The sequence below is a fragment of the Streptomyces sp. NBC_01428 genome, from assembly GCF_036231965.1.
GTDB lineage: Bacteria > Actinomycetota > Actinomycetes > Streptomycetales > Streptomycetaceae > Streptomyces.
Window position 1 is genome coordinate 7,382,717 of record NZ_CP109499.1, and the last position, 19,892, is coordinate 7,402,608.

The following is a 19,892-nucleotide window of genomic DNA, read 5'->3' on the forward strand; positions in this document are numbered from 1 at the left end:
CGGAAGCGTCGGCGCACGGGAGCCCGCGCGTCGCGCCGTCCGGACCGGCAGGGCACCGCCCGGGCACACCAGGTACCCTCACGGAGCCCGCTCGGGCAGCACCTGAGGACCCGCGACGACCTTCTGGAGACTGACGACGATGGCCGACCGGGTCACGGTGATCGGCTGGGACGGTTCGCCCCTGACTGCCGCGGCGCGCTCCGCTCTCGGCGCCGCCACCCTGGTGGCGGGCGCGGCCCACCATCTCGCGCTCCCCGAGGTGCCCGAGCGCGCCGAACGCATCCGCCTCGGCAGCGTCGGACTCGCCGCCCGTCGCATCGCCGGCCACCGCGGCACCGCCGTCGTCTTCGCCGACGGGGACCCCGGGTTCTTCGGAGTCGTGCGCACCCTGCGCGCTCCCGAGTTCGGCCTGGAGGTCGAGGTCGTCCCCGCCGTCTCCGCGGTGGCCGCCGCCTTCGCCCGCGCGGGGATGCCCTGGGACGACGCGCAGGTGGTCGTCGCCCACGGCCGTACGCTGCGCCGCGCGGTGAACGTGTGCCGCGCCCACACCAAGGTCGCCGTCCTCACCTCACCCGGCGCCGGCCCCGCCGAACTGGGGTTGTTGCTGGACGGCGTGCACCGCACCTTCGTCATCTGCGAGGAACTCGGCACCTCCGCCGAACAGGTCACGATGCTGACCTCGGACAAGGCGGCCGACCACACCTGGCGCGACCCCAACGTCGTGATCGTCATCGGCGGATTCGTGGCCACCGCCGAAGGGGGCGGCTGGATCGCGGGCAGGGAGCCCGGCGCCGGGCCGCGCGGCTGGGCGCTGCCCGCCGAGACGTACGGCGGAGCGCTCGGCGAAGGCGAAACGGATCTGCTGCGGGCCGCCCAACTCGCCCGCCTGGGGCCGCGCGTCGGCGACCTCGTCTGGGACATCGGCTGCGGCAGCGGGGCGTTCGCCACCGAGGCCGCCCGCACCGGTGCCGCCGTCATAGCGGTCGACCGCAGCCCGGGCTCCTGCGCCCGCACCGAGCACGCGGCCCGGCGCTTCGGCGTCCAGATGCAGGTCGTGCACGGAACCGCCCCGCACATCCTCGAAGACCTGCCCGAACCGGACGTCGTCCGCATCGGCGGCGGGGGAGCGGCGGTCGTCTCCGCCGTCGCCGACCGCCGTCCCCAGCGCATCGTCGCGCACGCCTCCACCCGTGACGCCGCCGAACTGATCGGCCGCGACCTGACCGAACACGGTTACGACGTCGAGTGCGCCCTCATCCAGTCCGTCGAACTCGACACGAAGGCCTGGACGGAGAAGGAGCGGAGCGTCGCGTTCCTGCTCAGCGGCCGTCTGCCGGATCGCGCCCCGTGATCCTGTTGTCGTACTGCGCGCGGTAGGCTGGCCGATCGTTGTACCGCTCCCGTGGGGTCGGCCTTTCGTAGGCCAATGTCCGGAAAACCCGCCCGTTTTGAGGCGTGTGTGGTACGGCAGAACCGGAGGACGCGCAACGTGGCGCAGTCCACAGCGGGCACTCGCGGATCATGCCGCCGCGAGGGCGGGACGACCGGGACAATGCCAGTTAATGGCTTTGTCGTCTTTGTTGGCCGGTCGTTCGTGCCGCTGGGCACGCACGCTCGTTCTTGACTACGGGGCGGTCGGTGCGCCGTTCCGGGCGAGCTGGACTTGGAAGCACTAACCGATGGGCGAGGGGTACGCATGACCGACACCGGCCAGGTCCCGGGCGAGGGAATGCCGGAGAGCGCAGGCATGGTGGAGCAGCCGGGCGTCGCCGCGCCGGGCGCGTACACCTACCTCGACCCCTCCGTGAGCCCCGCCGAGGACGACGACCTGCTTCTGCTGCCGGGCGCCCCCGGTGCCCAGGGCGCCTGGGGCAACGAGGTGCCGCCGCCGGCCCCGATGCCCTTCGCCCCCGAGCCGGGCCCGCACGAGCCCGGCCCGCACGAGACGGCCGGTCGTGACACCGGCTCGGTCGATCTCGGCGCCGTCCGCGCGGTCGGCCAGGTCCCCGCGCCGCAGCCCGTGCCACCGCGGCGCCCGCTGCACCTCGGCCCGCCCACGCCCGACGGCTCCTCCAGCCCGGTGCGCTCGCTGGCCGACCGCGGGCCCGCGGGCTCCCGGCCCGGTTCCATGGCCGCGCCGGTCACCCCGATGCGGCACGCGGGCCCGCCGACCGTGGGACCCGAGTACCTCGACATTCCGCCGGCGGGGGACACCTCGCCGCAGGGCGCCGTGCCCTGGGGCGCTCCGCAGCCGGGCCCCGAGGCCCCGGTTGCAGAAACGGTCGTCCCGGAGCAGGCCGTGATCCCCGAAACGGTGATCCCCGGAACCGCTCCCGACGCCGAGGCGCACGACGACGCGGGCGCCGGGCAGCCGGAGTTCCCCGCCGCTCCCTTCGACCACGGTCAGGAAGCGGAGCCCGCACAGGCGCCCGCGCCCCAGGCCGCGGAAGCGGCCCTCGACCTCCAGGACGACGAGCCCCAGGACGTCGGCCCTCAGCACGTCGATCCCCTGGACGTCGCCCAGGCCCAGGCCCCGATGGAAGGCCCCGCACCCGAGGCGGCGCCCGCGGCGGACGTCCCGTCGGCCCCGCAGGTCTCCGACGCCCCGCAGTTCCCGGACACCCCGCTGACCCTCGGCGCCCCGGACTCCGTCCAGTCGGCCGAGCAGCCGGTGCCCACGGACACCGATCCCGCCCTGTACGCGACGGACGCCCCCGCGCAGGGGGACGCCGAAGCCGTCGTCGCCGAGCCGTACCCGGCGCCGGTCGAGGAGCCCGTCGCCGAGCAGGCTCCGCAGGAGACCGGCGAGCAGGACGTGTACGGGGCGCAGCCCGCCGGGTTCGCCGAGCAGAACGGTCATCTGCCGGACCCGGCCGCCCCGTTCGCGGAAGAGGCGCCCCTGGCGGACGTCGAACAGCTTCCCGCCCAGCACACCTTCGACGCCTCCGAGTCCGCGCTGTCCGCCCTCACCGCGCACACCGACGGCTCCCACGGCCGTCCCGTCGACGGTCTCGACGACTTCCGGGCGCAGCAGTTCACGGAGCCGGCCGCGTTCGCCGACGCCTCCTTCACCTCGAACGGCAGCGCGCTCCCCGTGGACGGAGCCTTCGCACCCGACGGCATCGCCTTCGCCGAGGACGCGGCGCAGCACGCCCCGCACGGCGTCCCGGTCGGCGTGGCCGCGCACGCCGCCTCCCACCCGGCGCAGGGCCACCCGCACGGCGAGCAGCACCACCAGGACCTGCCGGCCGCCCCCGGTTTCGCCGGAGCCGCCCCGGAGTCCTCGGCGGACCACTCCTTCGGCCAGTTCGTGCCGGTGGAGGGCCAGGTGCCGACCACACCGCACCTGGCGCCCACCCCGCCGCACGCCATGGTCGTGCCGCCGCTTCCCGTGGAGGAGGAGCAGCCGCCGGTCCAGGAGCCCGAGTTCGTCGCGGCGCCCGTGCCCGCGCAGGAGCCGGCCGGCGAGCCCGTGGACGCCGAGCCCTTCGCACAGGCGGCCGTTCCCGCGCCGCGCGAGGCGGAGACGGCGCCCGGGGAGACCGCCGAACCCGGCCCGCTCGACGTGGAGCCGGAACCCGTCGCCGCACAGCTCGCGGACGACCTGGACACCCGGGTCGCCGACCAGGAGGAGAGCACGGCCGCAGTGGAAGACGTACGAGAGTCCAGCGGCCCTGCTGCCCCCGGCTACGACGACGCCGAGCGCGAGGCGGTGCTGCGCGTGATGCGCGAGCGCCGCGACATCCGCAACGGCTTCCGCAGCGACCCGATCCCGCACGACGTGCTGCTGCGGGTCCTGGAGGCCGCGCACACCGCGCCGTCCGTCGGCCACTCCCAGCCCTGGGACTTCGTCGTCATCCGCTCCGCCGACACCCGTCGCAGCATGCACGAACTCGCCCAGCGCCAGCGCGAGGCCTACGCCAAGTCGCTGCCCAAGGGCCGCGCCAAGCAGTTCAAGGAACTGAAGATCGAGGCCATCCTCGACACCCCGGTGAACATCGTCGTGACCGCCGACCCGACCCGCGGCGGCCGGCACACCCTGGGCCGGCACACCCAGCCGCAGATGGCCCCGTACTCCTCCGCCCTCGCGGTCGAGAACCTGTGGCTCGCGGCCCGCGCCGAGGGCCTCGGCGTCGGCTGGGTCAGCTTCTTCGACGAGCGTGAGATGGTCCGCGCCCTCGGACTCCCCGACCACCTGGAGGTCGTCGCCTACCTGTGCGTCGGGTACGTCGACGAGTTCCCCGACGAGCCCGAGCTGATGCAGGCCGGCTGGTCCAAGCGCCGCCCGCTGTCCTGGGTCGTGCACGAGGAGACGTACGGCCGGCGCGCGCTGCCCGGCGAGGAGCCGCACGACCTGCTCGCCGAGACCGTCTCCAACATCCGGCCCCTGGACGCCAAGGCGCTCGGCGAGGCGTGGGAACGCCAGAAGCGGATGACCAAGCCCGCGGGCGCCCTCGGCATGCTGGAGATCATCTCCGCGCAGCTGTCGGGCCTGTCGCGGATGTGCCCGCCGCCGATCCCCGAGCCGGCCGCCGTCGCGATCTTCGCCGGCGACCACGGGGTGCACGCGCAGGGCGTCACCCCCTGGCCGCAGGAGGTCACCGGTCAGATGGTGGCCAACTTCCTGGGCGGCGGAGCGGTCTGCAACGCCTTCGCCAACCAGGTGGGCGCCGAGGTCTGCGTCATCGACGTGGGCGTCGCCTCCGACCTGCCGGCCACTCCGGGACTGCTGCCGCGCAAGGTCCGCGCGGGCACCGCCGACATGACGACGGGTCCCGCCATGACCCGCGAGGAGGTCGTGGCGGCGCTGGAGGTGGGCATCGAGACGGCCCGCGACCTGGTGGCCGCCGGCAACAAGGCACTGCTCACCGGTGAGATGGGCATCGCCAACACCACGGCGTCGGCCGCCCTGATCGCCGTCTACACCGGCGCCGACCCCTCCGAGGTCACGGGACGCGGCACCGGCATCAACGACGAGACCCTGGCCCGCAAGACCGAGGTCGTCCGCCGTGCCGTCGAACTCCACCAGCCGGACCCCGCGGACCCCATCGGCGTCCTCGCGGCCGTCGGCGGACTCGAACACGCCGCCATGGTGGGCCTCCTCCTCGGCGGCGCGTCCCTGCGCACGCCGGTGATCCTGGACGGCGTCAGCGCCGGCGCCGCCGCCCTGGTGGCCCGCGCGATCGCCCCCGAGGTCCTGGCCGCCTGCATCGCGGGCCACCGCAGCGCCGAGCCCGGTCACGTGGCCGCCCTGAACAAGCTGGGCCTGCGCCCGCTGATCGACCTCGACCTGCGCCTCGGCGAGGGAACCGGCGCCCTGCTGGCCCTCCCCGTCGTGCAGAGCGCGGCCCGCGCCATGCACGAGGTGGCGACGTTCGACTCGGCCGGGGTGACCGAGAAGTAGGTCCACCGGCAGCGGACCGGGTGGGCAGGCGTTCCACGCCGCCCACCCGGCTCCGCCGTACGCTGGACGCACACCTAAGATCCCCACGTCAGGGCAGCTCCGATGTCGCAGCGCGCCCGCCCGCACCGCCTGCCCGTACGAGGAGCCGCACCTCCATGGCCGAACACCCCGCCTACCCCGTGGGCCTCCGCCTGACCGGACGTCGCGTCGTCGTCCTCGGCGGCGGCCAGGTGGCCCAGCGACGGCTCCCGGCGCTCATCGCGGCAGGCGCGGACGTCCACCTCGTGTCCCCGGGGGCGACCCCGTCGGTCGAGGCGATGGCGGACGCCGGCGAGATCGCCTGGACCCGGCGCCCGTACGAGGAGGGCGACCTCGCCGACGCCTGGTACGCGCTGATCGCCACGACCGACGAGGACGCCAACACCGCCGCGTCCGCCGAGGCGGAACGCCACCGCGTCTGGTGCGTCCGCGCGGACGACGCCGACCGGGCGACCGCCTGGACCCCGGCCACCGGGCACAGCGAGGGCGTGACCGTCGCCGTCCTCACCACGAACGCCAAGGGCCGCGACCCCCGCCACACCGCCGCGATCCGTGACGCCGTGGTCGAGGGACTGCGCGACGGCACCCTCGTCGCGCCGCACCACCGCACCCGCACCGCCGGCGTCGCCCTGGTCGGCGGCGGACCCGGCGACCCCGACCTCATCACCGTCCGCGGCCGCCGCCTGCTCGCCGAGGCCGACGTGGTGATCGCCGACCGGCTCGGCCCCCGCGACCTGCTCGCCGAACTCCCCCCGCACGTCGAGGTGATCGACGCGGCGAAGATCCCGTACGGCCGGTACATGGCCCAGGAGGCCATCAACAACGCGCTCATCGAGCACGCGAAGCAGGGCAAGTCCGTGGTCCGGCTGAAGGGCGGGGACCCGTTCGTCTTCGGCCGCGGCATGGAGGAGGCACAGGCGCTGGCCGAGGCGGGCATTCCCTGCACGGTCGTCCCCGGCATCTCCAGCTCGATCTCGGTCCCGGGCGCGGCCGGTATCCCGGTCACCCACCGGGGTGTCGCACACGAGTTCACCGTGGTCAGCGGCCATGTCGCCCCCGGGGACGAGCGCTCCCTCGTCGACTGGCCCGCGCTCGCGCGGCTGCGCGGCACCCTCGTCGTCCTCATGGGCGTCGACAAGATCGGCAGGATCGCGGACACCCTCGTCGCGCACGGCAAGCCGGCCGACACCCCCGTCGCCCTCGTCCAGGAGGGCACGACCGCCGCACAGCGCCGCGTCGACGCCACCCTGGCCACCGTCGCCGAGACCGTCCGCGCCGAGGACGTGCGCCCGCCCGCGGTCATCGTCATCGGCGAGGTCGTGAACGCGGGCCCCGGAACCGTGAAGTAACCACGGGTAACCAACCCGTTCCCAGCCGTTGGCACCACACCCAGGACAAGGCAGTATCACCCTGTGGCCGATCTCATCACCGTCGAGAACCCCGACGACCCCCGTCTGAGCGACTACACGGGCCTGACCGACGTGGAACTGCGCCGCAAGCGCGAACCCGCGGAGGGCCTGTTCATCGCCGAGGGCGAGAAGGTCATCAGACGTGCCAAGGACGCCGGGTACGAGATGCGCTCCATGCTCCTGTCGGCCAAGTGGGTCGACGTCATGCGCGACGTCATCGACGAACTCCCCGCGCCCGTCTACGCGGTCAGCCCGGAGCTCGCCGAGCAGGTCACCGGCTACCACGTGCACCGCGGAGCCCTCGCCTCGATGCAGCGCAAGCCGCTCCCGACCTCCGACGAACTCCTGCGCACCGCGCGCCGGGTGGTCGTCATGGAGTCGGTCAACGACCACACCAACATCGGCGCCATCTTCCGCTCCGCCGCGGCGCTCGGCATGGACGCGGTCCTGCTCTCACCGGACTGCGCCGACCCGCTCTACCGCCGCTCCGTGAAGGTCTCGATGGGCGCGGTCTTCTCCGTCCCCTACGCCCGGCTGGACGCCTGGCCGAGGAGCCTGGACGCGGTCCGCGACGCCGGATTCAACCTGCTCGCCCTCACCCCGGACGAGAAGGCCAGGTCCCTCGACGAGGCGGCCCCGCACCGCATGGACCGGGTCGCGCTGATGCTCGGTGCCGAGGGCGACGGTCTGTCCACCCGGGCCCTGATGGCGGCCGACGAGTGGGTCCGCATCCCGATGGCCCACGGCGTCGACTCCCTGAACGTGGGAGCGGCGGCGGCGGTCGCCTTCTACGCCGTGGCCACGGGCCGCCCCGAGAGCTGACGGCCCCGCGCGGACGGCCACCGGCCGCCCGCGCGCTCAGTCGTCCAGGTGCGTGTCGCCGCGGTAGGGGTCGGCCATCAGGTCGTCCGCGGGCGGCGGCGTCGCCGACGGCTGCTCCCGGCGCACCTCCCTGCGCTGGTCCCCGCCGCCCAGCCCCCGGGCCGGACCCTGGCACCCCTGGGCGACCGCGATCCCCAGCGCGACCAGCAGCGTCACCACGACGAAGACGAAGAGCCGCTGGCGCAGCAGCCGCGGATTGGCGGGCCGGCGGCCCGTGCCGGTGGTCCGCGGGCCCGGCCGTCCGGCGCCGCTGCGGGGCGCCGGCCTGCTGCCGGAACGCCCGGTGTTGCGGGCCGGAGCGGGGCGCGTCCCCGACCGCGATCCGCCGCTCGTGCCGCCGGTGCGCGGCGGGGGAGTGCCCTGCGGGCGCCGCTGGGTGCGCTGCTCGGCGTACTGCTCGGCCAGCCGGCCCGAGGGGCGGTCCGGGTCGTTGCGCGGCGCGGGCGGCCGTACGTCCGGCATGCCCTGCGCCTCGCGTGCCGCGATCTCCTTGAGCCGCAGCGACAGTTGGAGCGTGCTGGGCCGCTCCTCGGGGTCCTTCGCCAGGCAGGCGCGGACGAGCGGCGCGAGCGCGTCCGGCACACCCTGCAGCTGGGGCTCCTCGTGCACCACGCGGTACAGCATGACCTCGGAACTGCCCTGTCCGAAGGGCGAGTCCTGGGTCGCGGCGTACGCCAGGGTGGCCCCGAGCGCGAAGACGTCCGTGGCCGGCGTGACGGCCGCGCCGCGCACCTGCTCGGGCGCCAGGAAGCCGGGTGAGCCGACGGCCGTACCGACGTGGGTGAGCGTGCTGGCACCGGTCGCCCAGGCGATGCCGAAGTCGATGATCCGCGGGCCCTTCGGGGACAGCAGGATGTTCGAGGGCTTCAGGTCACGGTGGACCACCCCCGCCTCGTGCACCGCGACCAGACCCTCGGAGAGGGCGGCGCCGACGGCGGCCACGTCGGCGGCCGACAGGGGCCCTTCCTCCGCGACCTTGTCGTGCAGGGAGGGGCCGGGCACGTACTGGGTGGCGAACCAGGGCCGGTCGGCCTCCAGGTCGGCGGCGACGAGCCGCGCCGTGCAGCCTCCCCTGATCCGCCGGGCCGCCGAGACCTCGCGGGCGAACCGGGAGCGGAACTCCTGATCCTCCGCCAGATCGGGCCGGATCACCTTCAGGGCGACCCGCTGTCCTCGCCGGTCGGAGCCCAGGTAGACAACGCCCATCCCGCCCGCGCCGAGCCGTCGGTGAAGCCTGAACGAGCCGACGACACGCGGGTCCTCGCGCCTCAGGCGCATCATCGCCATGTCCATCCCCGCTGCCCGGTCCGTTTGACGAGCCACAGCTTACGTTTCCGCGGCCGGGTGCGCGCAGAGGCCGCGCCCTCTCGTTCCGATCGATTGTCAGTGCCGGGTGGGAAACTTGAAAGGTGGTCAGGGAGCGTGCGCCCAGGACCTCTTTGGGGAGCTCGTGATCCCAACCACCCGTCACAGAAGGGGGATTGAGCCCGTGAAGGGTGACCGCGTGGAGATAGTCGTGGACGCAGGGGACACGACGCGTACGTACGAGGTGGTGGCGAGCAGGGCGGGTCGCCGGGTGGAGACGGCGGTGCGCCGAGGGGTGGTGGAAGTGAGCGAAGTCACCCGAAGCGGATCAGTGGTGCGGACCGCCCGCTTCATGGCGACCCGGGTGCTGGCGCTCGTCGAGCAGCCGGTCCCCCGCGAGGACAGCTCGGAACAGTAGGGACACATCGGACACCCTCTCCGGGAAGACCCTGAGAGCCAGGTCCCCGTCTCCACCCAGGGGAGTAGTCCGCAGGTCATCGCTCATCCTCCGGGAGGCCCGGCAATCGGTACGAGGGCATGACGACCCGCCCTCGCCGCGCACCTAGATTTGAGGTCAAGCGGCGGGTGCAGCACTCGTCCCCCGAGGTCAAGCACCCGCCGCTGCCAACCACAACAGAAGCTCGGTCAGGAGAGGGACCATGACCCAGACGGCACCGCGGACAGCGCTCCGCACGCAGGGACGCAGGGCGTACAGCGCGGCGTTCGGCACCCGCCGTCAGGGGCAGCGCCACCCCTTGGTGGCGACAGCGATGGTCCTTCCTCTGGCGGCCCTGCTCGTGGTCGTCTTCGGCGGCTGGGACGCAGTGGTCACACAGGCGTCGTCCGTGGGCGTGATGCTGGGGCGCTGAGCGGCGCCCCAGGCCCGGAAGAGCGGTCCGGGCGGGGACATCCGGCCATGAAACCCCGTGGGGACGGGGGTGCGGCGGACGGCACGAGGAATGCCCGCGCAGCTGGGGAGCTGCGCGGGCATTCCTCATTCCCGATTCCCGCCGCAGGCGTGACGCCCGGTGCCTCCGGGCAGGGTGCCGCGAGGCGCGGGCCGGGCCCTGCGCCCGTTCCCCGCCTGCGTACGCTCACCGCCAGACGTCGTACTACCTCAGGGGGACCCGTGACCGCAGACACCCTGCTGCCCGCGCTCACCGCCAGCGCCCGCCACGCGGTCCACCCCGCGACGGACACGGGCTGTTCCTGCGCCACCGAGGACGCGCTGCTCGCGGACCGCGACGACGGCACCGTGGTCCGGCACGGCGACACCGTCGCCAAGGCCCACGCCCCGGACACCGACCCCGCGGCCCTCGCCCGCCGCCTGTCCGTGGCCGCGGACCTCCCCGGCGTCCTCCTGCCTCCCCTGGACCGCGCCCCCGCAGCCCTCCTCGGCCGCCAGGTGACCCTCTGGCCCTACGGCAGCCCCGTGGACCCCGACACCCCCGACGCGGCCCCCTGGGAGGCGGCCGCGACCCTGCTGGCCCGGCTGCACCGGACGCCCGTCCCCGTCGGTCTGCCGCCCATGCGGGGGCCGCTCAAGGCCGCCCGGGCGATCGGGCGCCTGCGCGCTTCCGGCCCGCACCCGGGCGCCGCCCCCGTGCTGCGGGCCTGGGCCGGCCTGCCGGACTGGGCCCGGGCGCAGGCACCGATGGCCGCCAGGGCGCTCTGCCACGGCGACCTGCACCTCGGACAGCTCGTCCGCCATCCCGCGCCGGACGGCCCCTGGCTCCTCATCGACGTCGACGATCTCGGTGCCGGTGACCCCGCCTGGGACCTGGCCCGACCGGCCGCCTGGTACGCCTGCGGGCTGCTCCCGCCCGACGAGTGGCTCCGCTTCCTGACCGCGTACCAGGACGCCGGCGGCCCGGCCGTCCCCGCCGAGGGCGATCCCTGGCCCGCCCTGGACGTCGCCGCCCGCGCCCTCACCGTGCAGACGGCGGCTCTGGCCGTCGCCAAGTCCGCAGCGGCGGACCGGCCGTTGGACGAGGTGCAGCAGGCCGTGATCGACGCCTGTGACCGAATGAGCGGCGAATCACCCGAGTTGGGTCAAGGTTTCGCGACGTAGGGTGCAACCGACCGAAGCAGGGCAGTGTCTGTCCTGGCGGAAGCAGTACCGACCGGCGAGGAGTTGAGCCGAGCATGCAGTGTCCGAAATGCCATGCGCCGATGCACACGTACAACCGCAATGGCGTCCAGATCGAGCAGTGCAGCGGCTGCCGCGGGATATTTCTCGACTACGGCGAGCTGGAGGCGCTGACGCGCGTGGAGTCGCAGTGGTCGCAGCCCGCGCCGCCGCCCCAGGGTGCCCCGCAGGCGTACCCGTCCGCTCCCGCGCCCGCGTGGGGAGCCCCGCAACACGGCGGCCACGGCGGTGGTCACTACGGCGGGCACGGCGGCCACCACCGCCACAAGAGCTTCGGCCACATGCTCTTCTCGTCCTGAACGACCGAAGGGGGCCCCTCCGTTCTGGAGGGGCCCCCTTCGCCGTCCGCGCCCGGCCACGCGCTCATCACCGGGGCACGACGAAGCCCCCGACCGTACGAGACGGCCGGGGGCTTCGGGTGGTGCGCGATACTGGGATTGAACCAGTGACCTCTTCCGTGTCAGGGAAGCGCTCTCCCGCTGAGCTAATCGCGCAGGTCACGCGGCCGAAAGCCACGCTTGCTGCTGTTACTGCGTGCGCGATACTGGGATTGAACCAGTGACCTCTTCCGTGTCAGGGAAGCGCTCTCCCGCTGAGCTAATCGCGCGGGGATCCTTGCGGACCAGTGGACGATACTGGGATTGAACCAGTGACCTCTTCCGTGTCAGGGAAGCGCTCTCCCGCTGAGCTAATCGTCCTTGGAGGTGGAGACGGGATTTGAACCCGTGTAGACGGCTTTGCAGGCCGTTGCCTCGCCTCTCGGCCACTCCACCAGGAGTGCGGGGGTTCGGGAAGATCCCCCACTTCCTGCGAGCGGACGACCAGGTTCGAACTGGCGACCTCAACCTTGGCAAGGTTGCGCTCTACCAACTGAGCTACGTCCGCTTGTCGTTTCCGTTCCGCTTGCGCGGCCCGGCGACGAGTTGAACTCTAGCGGATTCCCGGGCCAGCACAAAAACGCGTTTGTGCAGCGTGCTGCGCTCTGTCCGCCCGAGGACATGGTCAGGGCACCCGCAGGACACCCGCTCTAGACTCGGCTGCGTGCTCGACCTCCCTCCTCTCGCCCGCTTCGGCGGTCTCGTCGCGACCGGTCTCCTCGACGTCACCAGTGATCCCGCCGCCCTGGACTCGGCCGGCTTCTGGGCCGTCGCGGCCGACTTCGAGGGGCGTCTGACCTGCGCCCGCTTCCGCGACGTACGCCCGGAACCGGTGCCCGCCCCGGTGCCCGGCCGATGGCACGGACCCGCGGCCGGTGACTGGACGTCGTCCCTCGACCGCGCCGCGTACACCGCGGGCGTACGCCGGATCCGCGAGCACATCGCCGCCGGCGAGGTCTATCAGGCGAACCTCTGCCGGGTCCTGTCCGCGCCCGTCCCGGCCGACGCGGACGTCGACGCGCTGACCGCCCTGCTGGCCCGCGGCAACCCGGCCCCGTACGCCGGAACGATCCGGCTGCCCGCCCACGGAGTCGAGATAGCCACGGCCTCGCCGGAACTCTTCCTGCGCCGCGCGGGCCGCGTGGTCGAGTCGGGGCCGATCAAGGGCACCGGACGCACCGAGGCCGACCTCCTGGAGAAGGACTACGCCGAGAACGTCATGATCGTGGACCTCGTCCGCAACGACATCGGCCAGGTCTGCGTCCCCGGCAGCGTGACCGTGCCGGACCTGTGCGTCGTCGAGAAGCACCCGGGACTCGTGCACCTCGTGTCCTCCGTCCACGGTGAGCTGCGCGCGGACGCCGGCTGGCCGGAACTCCTCGGCGCCGCCTTCCCGCCCGGCTCCGTCACCGGAGCGCCGAAGTCCAGCGCCCTGCGGATCATCGACACCCTGGAGACCGCGCCGCGCGGCCCGTACTGCGGCGGCATCGGCTGGGTCGACGCCGACCGCGGCACCGGCGAGCTGGCCGTGGGCATCCGCACCTTCTGGATCGACCGCGCCGACGCCGCCCTGCGCTTCGGCACGGGAGCCGGCATCACCTGGGGTTCCGACCCCGAGGGGGAGTGGCGGGAGACCGAACTGAAGGCCTCCCGGCTGCTCGCGGTAGCGTCGGGAGAGTACGAGGCGGGTGACGGGACTCCCACCCCCTGAGCCGGGCCCGGGGCACCGCACACACCACCGGGGCGACGAACGCCACGCCGGACGACGCGTCCGGCACTCTCATGCGAGGTAACAGTGAAGCTTTGGCTCGACGGCGGGCTCCAGGACATCGACACCGCCCGCGTCTCCGTCTTCGATCACGGACTGACCGTGGGTGACGGCATCTTCGAGACCGTGAAGGCCGTCGACGGCAGGCCGTTCGCGCTGACCCGCCACCTCGACCGGCTGGCCCGCTCGGCGCGTGGTCTCGGGCTGCCCGAACCCGACGCCGACGAGGTGCGCCGCGCCTGCGCCGCCGTCATCGACGCCAACCCGATGCCGCTCGGCCGCCTGCGCATCACCTACACCGGCGGTCACGGCCCCCTCGGCTCCGACCGCGGCGATCAGGGACCGACCCTCGTCGTCGCCCTCGGCGCCTCCGACCGGAGGCCCGACGCGACCGCCGTCGTCACCGTCCCCTGGACCCGCAACGAACGCGGCGCCCTGACCGGCCTCAAGACCACCTCGTACGCCGAGAACGTCGTCGCCCTGGCCCGCGCGCGTGAACACGGCGCGTCCGAGGCGCTGTTCGCGAACACGGTGGGCCAACTCTGCGAGGGCACCGGGTCGAACGTCTTCGTCGTGCTCGACGGCGAGATCCACACCCCGCCCGTCGCCTCCGGCTGCCTCGCCGGCATCACACGCGCCCTCGCCGTCGAATGGACCGGCGCCCGGGAGACCGACCTGCCGCTGGACGTGCTGGAGCGTGCCGACGAGGTCTTCCTCACGTCGACGCTGCGCGACGTTCAGGCCGTGCACCGGGTCGACGGACGTGAACTGCCGGGCGCACCGGGCCCGGTGACCGCCAAGGCGATGCGGGTCTTCGACGAGCGCGCCGGTGACGACCTCGATCCCTGACCGGTCCGCGGCGGTCGTCCGCCGCTGATCGTGGGGTAATTCGGCTGACCCCGCCCGCCGCAGGGGGTAGAACTCCTCTGATGACCACCACCCTGCGGCCGACCGAGCCGCTTCAGCTCGCCGACGACGGGACGCGTTCACGCCGCTACCAGGTGTGCGTGAACAGCCGCCCGGTCGGTGCGGTGCACCTCGCGACGAGTCCCGAACTCGGGCCGGCCTTCGCCAAGATCCATGCTCTCCGGATCGAGGAGGCCGACCGGGGCCGCGGCCGGGGCACCGTGGCCGCGCTGGCCGCCGAGGAGGTGGCCCGCGGCTGGGGGTGCCGGCAGATCGAGGTGACCGTCCCGGGCGACGCGCCCCGGGCGCTCGGGCTGACCCGGGCACTCGGTTACGTCCTCCGCAACCGTGCCATGGAGAAGGCCCTCGACGGCACGGTGCCCGCCCTGCCGCCGGGCAGTGCCGAACGGCCCATGAACCGCGCCGAGTACGAGGTCTGGGACCGGACCGGCCGACAGGAGTACACGGAGGACTGGGTGAAACGGGGCCTGCCCGAGAGCGAGGCGCGCACCAAGGCCGACCGGGACTTCGGCCGGGCGTTGCCGCAGGGACCGGACACCGACGGCGCGCGGCTGACCGTGCTGGAGCACGAGGGCGTCCTGGTGGGCGAACTCTGGCTGGGCCACCGGGACGAGCGCGCCTTCGTGTACGACGTCGCGGTCCGCGAGGCGCACCGCGGTCACGGCCACGGCCGCACGCTCATGCTCCTCGCGGAGGCGCAGGCGGCGGCCGCCGGATTCCGCCGCCTCGCGCTCAACGTCTTCGCGGGCAACCTCCCCGCCGAACGGCTCTACGAGTCCCTCGGCTACGCGGTGACCGAGGCCCATCTCTACAAGGACCTGCTGTAGCCGACGGGCCGGCGGCCGGCCACGAGAGCTGTCGGACGGTGGGCCGGTACGCCAAGTCGCCCCCGGCGTAGGCCCGTCGGGTGGTCCGGCGCGGCGTCAGGCCTGTTCGGCGAGAAGCCGGTCGGTGATCTCCTGGATACGCTCGAGCAGCCCGTCCTGGCTCTTGCCGCCGTCCAGCCGCTGACCGTCGATGACGTATGTCGGTGTCCCGGTGACGCCGATCGCCTTGCCCTCGGCCTGGTCCGCGTCGACGATCAGGATGTGCCGGCCGTCGATCAGGGCCGTGTCGAACTCCTCGGCGTCCAGGCCGAGTTCCCCGGCGATCTCGATGAGGAGGGGTTCGCCCTTGCGGTCCAGCTCCGCCACGCGGTCGAGCACGGCCTCCACGTAGGGCCACGCGCTGCCCTGCTCGGCGGCCTCCTCGGCGGCCTGCGCCGCGGCGAAGGCGTGCCGGTGCTTCTCCAGCGGGAAGTGCCGCAGCCGCAGCTCCAGACGGTCGCCGTAGCGGGCGCGCAGGGCACGCAGATCGGCGAGGGCGTCACGGCAGTCGGCGCACTGCAGCTCGCACCACACGTCCAGGACGACGGGGGCCGGACGCTGGGTGGAGGAGACGGGGGAGTCGTTCATGGGGCCAGTCTCCCAGTCCCGGAAGGGGGCGGACCAACCGGGACCTGGGGAGGAGGGCATCCCCGAGATGTCCCTGAGGTTGGCTCGGGGCGTGGCCCCGGGGGTGGGTGACGGTGCAGGATGGAAGGGACGAACCGCCCGTTCGACCGAGCCCTGCCTGGAGGACCGGATGATTGCAGAGACCGTCTGTTCAGCCGTCTCCGTCGCAGGCCTCGGCATCGCCGCGGTCACGGCCTACCGCAAGCGTTTCCTGTCGGCGGCCCGGATCGCCGCGTACTCCCTGGTGCCGATCGGCCTGGTCATGACCGGTGTGGTCGGCTGGCTGGCCGACACCGCGTTCAGCCCGACCGCGTGGGCCGGCTTCGTGGTGCTCGGCGGCGCCTGGCTCCTGTTCATGATCACCCGGGCCGTGGAGCGCCGCGGAGGCGGGACGCGCAAGGAGCGCAAGGCGGCGAAGGCGGCCGCGGAGCGTGACGCCGTCGCCCCGGCGGCCCCGGCCCCGTCCCTGGGCCAGGCCTCCCGGCCGGCGGCCCGGCCCGCGGACCGGCCCGCCGCGCAGCCGCGGCGGTCCGAGGGCTCCGGCGACGACTTCAGCGACATCGAGGCGATCCTGAAGAAGCACGGCATCTGAGAGCGCGGCACGGGCGCGGCCGCCCGTCCGGGCAGCCGCGCCCTGTGATCTCTCCGAGCCGGGAATCCGCGCAGTGGAGCGGTGCGGCTTCCGGGGGCTGACCCGCCACAAGATCGCACGCGGGGCGCACGGAACGTACGGAACCGTTCAGGTTCGGGCACGCCCGTCACATGATCCAGCGAACTCCCGTATATTCCGTGCGTGTTGATCGCGCAGAGGGTGCTGCCTGCGTCATCATCGCCCGCGAGATGCTGGACACAACACCGAGCGACACCGCCGCCCCGCCCAAGGAGCGGCGAGGTTGTCTCTTCGCGCTCTCCCAGCCGCCACTGATGATCTTCCTGACAGTGATCGGCTGCCTGCTACTCATGGCTTCGCTGCACGACCTGCTGCTGCTCTGAGCTGTACACGGAGCCCCTGGCGTCACCCGCCGAGGGCTCCGTCGGTCCGGTCCCCCGAGGGGGCGGCCGGCCGTCGTGCCCGTGTCCGTGTCCGTGGTTCCCCGACATTCCGCCGTTCAGCCCGCGGCTTCCTTGCGGCGCGCCCGGTACGCGGCGACGTGGAGCCGGTTCCCGCAGGTCCGGCTGTCGCAGTAGCGGCGCGAACGGTTGCGGGAGAGATCCACGAAGGCCCGCCGGCAGTCCGGCGCCTCGCAGCGGCGCAGCCGCTCCTGCTCCCCGGCGACCACGAAGAAGGCCAGCGCCATCCCGCAGTCGGCCGCGAGATGGTCCGCGACCGAGGCTCCCGGCGCGAAGTAGTGGACATGCCAGTCGTAGCCGTCGTGGTCCGTCAGCCGGGGCGTGGTGCCCGCGGTGGCGATCAGCTCGTTGATGAGGGAGGCCGAGGTCCGGGGATCGTCGGACGCGAAGATCGCGGCGAACCGGCCGCGGATCCGGTGCACCGCGGCGAGATCGTCCGCCGACAGCACCCCGACATCGCTGATCTCGTGCTTTCGTACGAAATCCGCGAGGGCGGCTAGGTCCACGAGCCCGTCGGTCGTCTCGTCCTCCGGCGCGGTGTTCACCAGATCCACCACGGTGTCGAGTGAGCACCGGGTGTCGTGGGTGATCAGCACGATTCGCTCCCTGGCCTGTGGCCGGGCGAGGGCGCCCGTCCGATGCTGGCCGATCGTAGTGCTTCCCGGCCGGACGGAGGCGGGCGTGGGGCCCCGGGAACGCGCCGGCGCCGCCGCCGCGGACTTTCCGCGACGCCGGCGCCGGTGTCATCCCTATGCGGTTGTCTAGGCCCGAGCCGTCTCCCCGAGTGGACGGCGCCGGGCGGCTCTGTGGAGACGCGTCAGCTCTCGGCCAGGATGTGTGAGAGCTCCGTGTCGAGGTCGAAGTGCCGGTGTTCCGTACCCGGGGGCACGGCTGCGTCCGTTCGCTTCAGGAAGGATTCCAGGGCCCTCGCGGGGGCTTCGAGCAGGGCTTCACCCTCCGGGGAGCTCAGGGCGATGCATACGACGCCCTGGCCGTGGCTCCGGGACGGCCAGACTCGGACGTCGCCGGTACCGGTGGGCCGGTGCAGGCCCTCGGCGAGGAGGTCGCGGGCGAACACCCACTCGACGGTTTCCTCGGCTCCGGTGTGGAAGGTGGCGTGCACGGCGTAGGGATCGGCCGTGTCATACCGCAGTCCTGCGGGTACAGGCAGTGAGGACTCGCTCGACACAACGAGGCGCAGGTGCAGCTCGCAGCTGACCGTGGTGTTCATAAGCGCCAGGGCCTTTCGCTCAGTGTGCGCTCGGGGATTCGCACGTCGGCGAAATCGACATGCCACCTACGGTGGCGTTGTAAACCCCTCTGAGGGTTTTGCGTGTCTTTATGTAACTCATCCGGCCGAGGGCGCCTTCGCCGGATAGGGCCATTCCGGTGACCGGTTTCTCTCGGGTAGGGTTTGGTCGTATGAATACGGGGAGTGACGAGCCGGGCGAGGTCGCCATGGCGGACGACGAGGCGGACAATGAACGAGCGCTCGGTTCGAGGGCGCCGGAATTCGTCAAGGCGCGGCGCGCCCTGCACGTGAGCTGGCAGGTCGGCGTTTTCGTCGTGGGGCTCGCGGTGGTGGGCGCGGGCGTGGTCATGCTGCCGCTGCCGGGCCCCGGCTGGCTGGTGATCTTCGGGGGCATGGCGATCTGGGCGACCGAGTTCGTCTGGGCCCAGTTGGTGCTCCGCTGGACGAAGCGCAAGGTCACGGAGGCGACCCAGCGCGCGCTCGACCCCAAGGTCCGGCGCCGCAACATCATCCTGACGTCGATCGGCCTCGTGATCGTGGCCGTTCTCGTCGGCGTGTACGTCTGGAAGTTCGGCTTCGAGATGCCCTGGAACATCGAGGAGTGACCGGGCGGACCGGGCCTCGCGAGCCGTCCGCGCTGGTCGAAGCCATCCCCTGACATGGGGTAATGTTCTCTCTGCGCCCGGGCGATTAGCTCAGCGGGAGAGCGCTTCGTTCACACCGAAGAGGTCACTGGTTCGAACCCAGTATCGCCCACTTGTACGCATCGGCTCCGGTCCACGACCTCGTGGACCGGAGCCGTTCGCGTTGCCGGGGGAGGGGGCTCGCCGGACGGGCCGACCGTGGTCCGCGTCGGAGCCGACGGGTGCGCATGTGCCCTGGTCATCTGCCTCGGGACTGCCCCGGTTCGGGCCACTGTCGCCGGGCGGCCGGCCCGTGAGGCCCAGCGACGGAGCCCTCAGGGACCCGCGGGTTCAAGGCCGGTTCACGCGGCACGAGGTGATCGGGAGCTGCCGGGGCGGGCACGGCCCGGGCCGGTGTCGGTCGGCTCCCGACCCGAGGGCGTCGCCCGGTCGGTTCGCGTCGGCGGTTCCGCGCCGTGTCTCCCGCCGTCTCCCTGTACGCGGCCTGTGCCGAGCGTCGAGTCGTCACCCCTCACGCTCCGTTCCGTGCCCCGTCGCCCACGCCTGCGGCGGCCGCACGTTTTCGGCCGCGCACCCCCTCCACCCGCCGATGCGAAATATGTTCGATCAATCGATCGTGTGCGCCCGACCTGCGGAGTCCCGTCCACGGCTGCGGCCCTCGTGGCACCGTCGTCGGAACGCGCGCGTGGTGGGGCCCGACCGGTACCTGTCCGGATCACGGGTGCGCCGCACGGTGAGGCCGGCGGCGATGCCGGTGCCGGGAACGGACGGTGACGGTCCGTCGAGCGGGACGGGGTTCGTCGAGGCGGGTGGGGGCGGTGGCAGGTTCGGAACCCGTTCTTCCGGGAACAAGCGGAAGTTTCGGAAGGGTTGGCGAAGCGCACTTCCCGGATTATGTGGACTTCTGAGGGAAGTTCTTGTGCCCGGTGCTCCGTGGAAATGTGGCGCGGGTATTTCGGAACGCCATCCGATTTCTGCGGAAGTACGACAAGAGCGGGAGTCCGTTCGGCCCAAGTCGCGGATAGACGCGGGAAATATTATGCGGTGCGGAAATCGTCGAACCGGAGTTGGAAAGAAGGGCCCGGTCGACGGAAAAAAGGTCGGTATTCCGAGCCGTCCCGACGCCGTGTCACTTCCCGGTGGCGGGGCGGTGCTTGGGGACCCGCGGCCTT

General features: G+C 72.9%; 18 protein-coding genes and 6 tRNA genes. 15 read left to right on the plus strand and 9 right to left on the minus strand.

Annotated elements, in window-relative coordinates:
* Positions 1-139 precede the first annotated feature (139 nt).
* From cbiE to OG406_RS32035, 4 genes are all read left to right on the plus strand, one after another.
* The gene (cbiE, locus tag OG406_RS32020; protein WP_164371125.1) at positions 140-1,351 is read left to right on the plus strand and encodes a precorrin-6y C5,15-methyltransferase (decarboxylating) subunit CbiE; all 1,212 of its coding nucleotides are present in this window, start codon (positions 140-142) and stop codon (positions 1,349-1,351) included.
* Positions 1,352-1,696: 345 nt separating this feature from the next.
* Positions 1,697-5,404, plus strand: coding sequence for a nicotinate-nucleotide--dimethylbenzimidazole phosphoribosyltransferase (gene cobT / locus OG406_RS32025; protein WP_329189086.1), 3,708 nt, complete (start codon positions 1,697-1,699; stop codon positions 5,402-5,404).
* A gap of 155 nt (positions 5,405-5,559) precedes the next feature.
* A complete protein-coding gene (gene cobA, locus OG406_RS32030) occupies positions 5,560-6,792 on the plus strand; it encodes a uroporphyrinogen-III C-methyltransferase (RefSeq protein WP_164371127.1) in 1,233 nt (410 codons plus the stop codon).
* 63 nt (positions 6,793-6,855) lie between these two features.
* Positions 6,856-7,674 (plus strand): TrmH family RNA methyltransferase, encoded by an 819-nt coding sequence (locus tag OG406_RS32035; protein ID WP_266612175.1) that lies wholly within the window; start codon positions 6,856-6,858, stop codon positions 7,672-7,674.
* Between the two features lie 36 nt (positions 7,675-7,710).
* Here OG406_RS32035 and OG406_RS32040 read toward each other — a convergent pair whose 3' ends face one another.
* Positions 7,711-9,027 carry a serine/threonine-protein kinase gene (locus OG406_RS32040; RefSeq protein WP_266619861.1) on the minus strand — a complete coding sequence of 439 codons (1,317 nt, stop codon included), beginning with the start codon at positions 9,025-9,027 and terminating at the stop codon, positions 7,711-7,713.
* A gap of 196 nt (positions 9,028-9,223) precedes the next feature.
* On the opposite strand from OG406_RS32040, the gene OG406_RS32045 reads away from it, so the two are divergent.
* The 4 genes from OG406_RS32045 to OG406_RS32060 all read left to right on the plus strand — a co-directional run bounded on the left by OG406_RS32045 (position 9,224) and on the right by OG406_RS32060 (position 11,487).
* Positions 9,224-9,457 carry a hypothetical protein gene (locus OG406_RS32045; RefSeq protein ID WP_081223398.1) on the plus strand — a complete coding sequence of 78 codons (234 nt, stop codon included), beginning with the start codon at positions 9,224-9,226 and terminating at the stop codon, positions 9,455-9,457.
* A gap of 241 nt (positions 9,458-9,698) precedes the next feature.
* Positions 9,699-9,908, plus strand: a complete 210-nt coding sequence (locus tag OG406_RS32050) for a hypothetical protein (protein WP_164369935.1) — start codon at positions 9,699-9,701, stop codon at positions 9,906-9,908.
* A 260-nt stretch (positions 9,909-10,168) separates the two neighbouring features.
* Positions 10,169-11,110 carry a phosphotransferase family protein gene (locus OG406_RS32055; protein ID WP_266854469.1) on the plus strand — a complete coding sequence of 314 codons (942 nt, stop codon included), beginning with the start codon at positions 10,169-10,171 and terminating at the stop codon, positions 11,108-11,110.
* 74 nt (positions 11,111-11,184) lie between these two features.
* Positions 11,185-11,487 carry a TFIIB-type zinc ribbon-containing protein gene (locus OG406_RS32060; protein ID WP_081223395.1) on the plus strand — a complete coding sequence of 101 codons (303 nt, stop codon included), beginning with the start codon at positions 11,185-11,187 and terminating at the stop codon, positions 11,485-11,487.
* A 120-nt stretch (positions 11,488-11,607) separates the two neighbouring features.
* Here the strand turns inward: OG406_RS32060 and OG406_RS32065 are convergent.
* From OG406_RS32065 to OG406_RS32085, 5 genes are all read right to left on the minus strand, one after another.
* Positions 11,608-11,682, minus strand: a tRNA-Val gene (locus tag OG406_RS32065).
* Between the two features lie 41 nt (positions 11,683-11,723).
* Positions 11,724-11,795 (minus strand) — tRNA-Val (locus OG406_RS32070).
* Between the two features lie 19 nt (positions 11,796-11,814).
* Positions 11,815-11,886 (minus strand) — tRNA-Val (locus OG406_RS32075).
* Between the two features lies 1 nt (position 11,887).
* Positions 11,888-11,961, minus strand: a tRNA-Cys gene (locus OG406_RS32080).
* 39 nt (positions 11,962-12,000) lie between these two features.
* Positions 12,001-12,073: transfer RNA gene (locus OG406_RS32085), tRNA-Gly, on the minus strand.
* A 156-nt stretch (positions 12,074-12,229) separates the two neighbouring features.
* Between OG406_RS32085 and OG406_RS32090 the strand changes: the two genes are divergently transcribed.
* The 3 genes from OG406_RS32090 to OG406_RS32100 all read left to right on the plus strand — a co-directional run bounded on the left by OG406_RS32090 (position 12,230) and on the right by OG406_RS32100 (position 15,087).
* The gene (locus OG406_RS32090) at positions 12,230-13,276 is read left to right on the plus strand and encodes a chorismate-binding protein (protein ID WP_329189090.1); all 1,047 of its coding nucleotides are present in this window, start codon (positions 12,230-12,232) and stop codon (positions 13,274-13,276) included.
* Positions 13,277-13,360: 84 nt separating this feature from the next.
* The gene (locus tag OG406_RS32095) at positions 13,361-14,182 is read left to right on the plus strand and encodes an aminotransferase class IV (protein ID WP_164369938.1); all 822 of its coding nucleotides are present in this window, start codon (positions 13,361-13,363) and stop codon (positions 14,180-14,182) included.
* Positions 14,183-14,262: 80 nt separating this feature from the next.
* Entirely contained in the window at positions 14,263-15,087 is an 825-nt protein-coding gene (locus OG406_RS32100) for a GNAT family N-acetyltransferase (protein WP_267050276.1), read from the plus strand.
* A gap of 96 nt (positions 15,088-15,183) precedes the next feature.
* On the opposite strand, the gene OG406_RS32105 is transcribed toward OG406_RS32100, so the two are convergent.
* The gene (locus OG406_RS32105) at positions 15,184-15,714 is read right to left on the minus strand and encodes a DsbA family protein (protein ID WP_164369940.1); all 531 of its coding nucleotides are present in this window, start codon (positions 15,712-15,714) and stop codon (positions 15,184-15,186) included.
* Positions 15,715-15,883: 169 nt separating this feature from the next.
* Here OG406_RS32105 and OG406_RS32110 point away from each other — a divergent pair, with 169 nt between their 5' ends.
* Positions 15,884-16,345 carry a hypothetical protein gene (locus tag OG406_RS32110; protein WP_164369941.1) on the plus strand — a complete coding sequence of 154 codons (462 nt, stop codon included), beginning with the start codon at positions 15,884-15,886 and terminating at the stop codon, positions 16,343-16,345.
* A gap of 248 nt (positions 16,346-16,593) precedes the next feature.
* The gene (locus OG406_RS32115) at positions 16,594-16,746 is read left to right on the plus strand and encodes a hypothetical protein (RefSeq protein WP_179165490.1); all 153 of its coding nucleotides are present in this window, start codon (positions 16,594-16,596) and stop codon (positions 16,744-16,746) included.
* Between the two features lie 116 nt (positions 16,747-16,862).
* On the opposite strand, the gene OG406_RS32120 is transcribed toward OG406_RS32115, so the two are convergent.
* Positions 16,863-17,420, minus strand: coding sequence for a CGNR zinc finger domain-containing protein (locus OG406_RS32120; protein WP_164369942.1), 558 nt, complete (start codon positions 17,418-17,420; stop codon positions 16,863-16,865).
* A gap of 221 nt (positions 17,421-17,641) precedes the next feature.
* Positions 17,642-18,055, minus strand: coding sequence for an SsgA family sporulation/cell division regulator (locus OG406_RS32125; protein ID WP_003959770.1), 414 nt, complete (start codon positions 18,053-18,055; stop codon positions 17,642-17,644).
* A gap of 191 nt (positions 18,056-18,246) precedes the next feature.
* Here OG406_RS32125 and OG406_RS32130 point away from each other — a divergent pair, with 191 nt between their 5' ends.
* Both OG406_RS32130 and OG406_RS32135 read left to right on the plus strand, forming a co-directional pair.
* Positions 18,247-18,681 carry a TIGR02611 family protein gene (locus tag OG406_RS32130; RefSeq protein ID WP_267050275.1) on the plus strand — a complete coding sequence of 145 codons (435 nt, stop codon included), beginning with the start codon at positions 18,247-18,249 and terminating at the stop codon, positions 18,679-18,681.
* A gap of 79 nt (positions 18,682-18,760) precedes the next feature.
* A tRNA-Val gene (locus tag OG406_RS32135) sits at positions 18,761-18,832 on the plus strand.
* Positions 18,833-19,892: the final 1,060 nt, after the last annotated feature.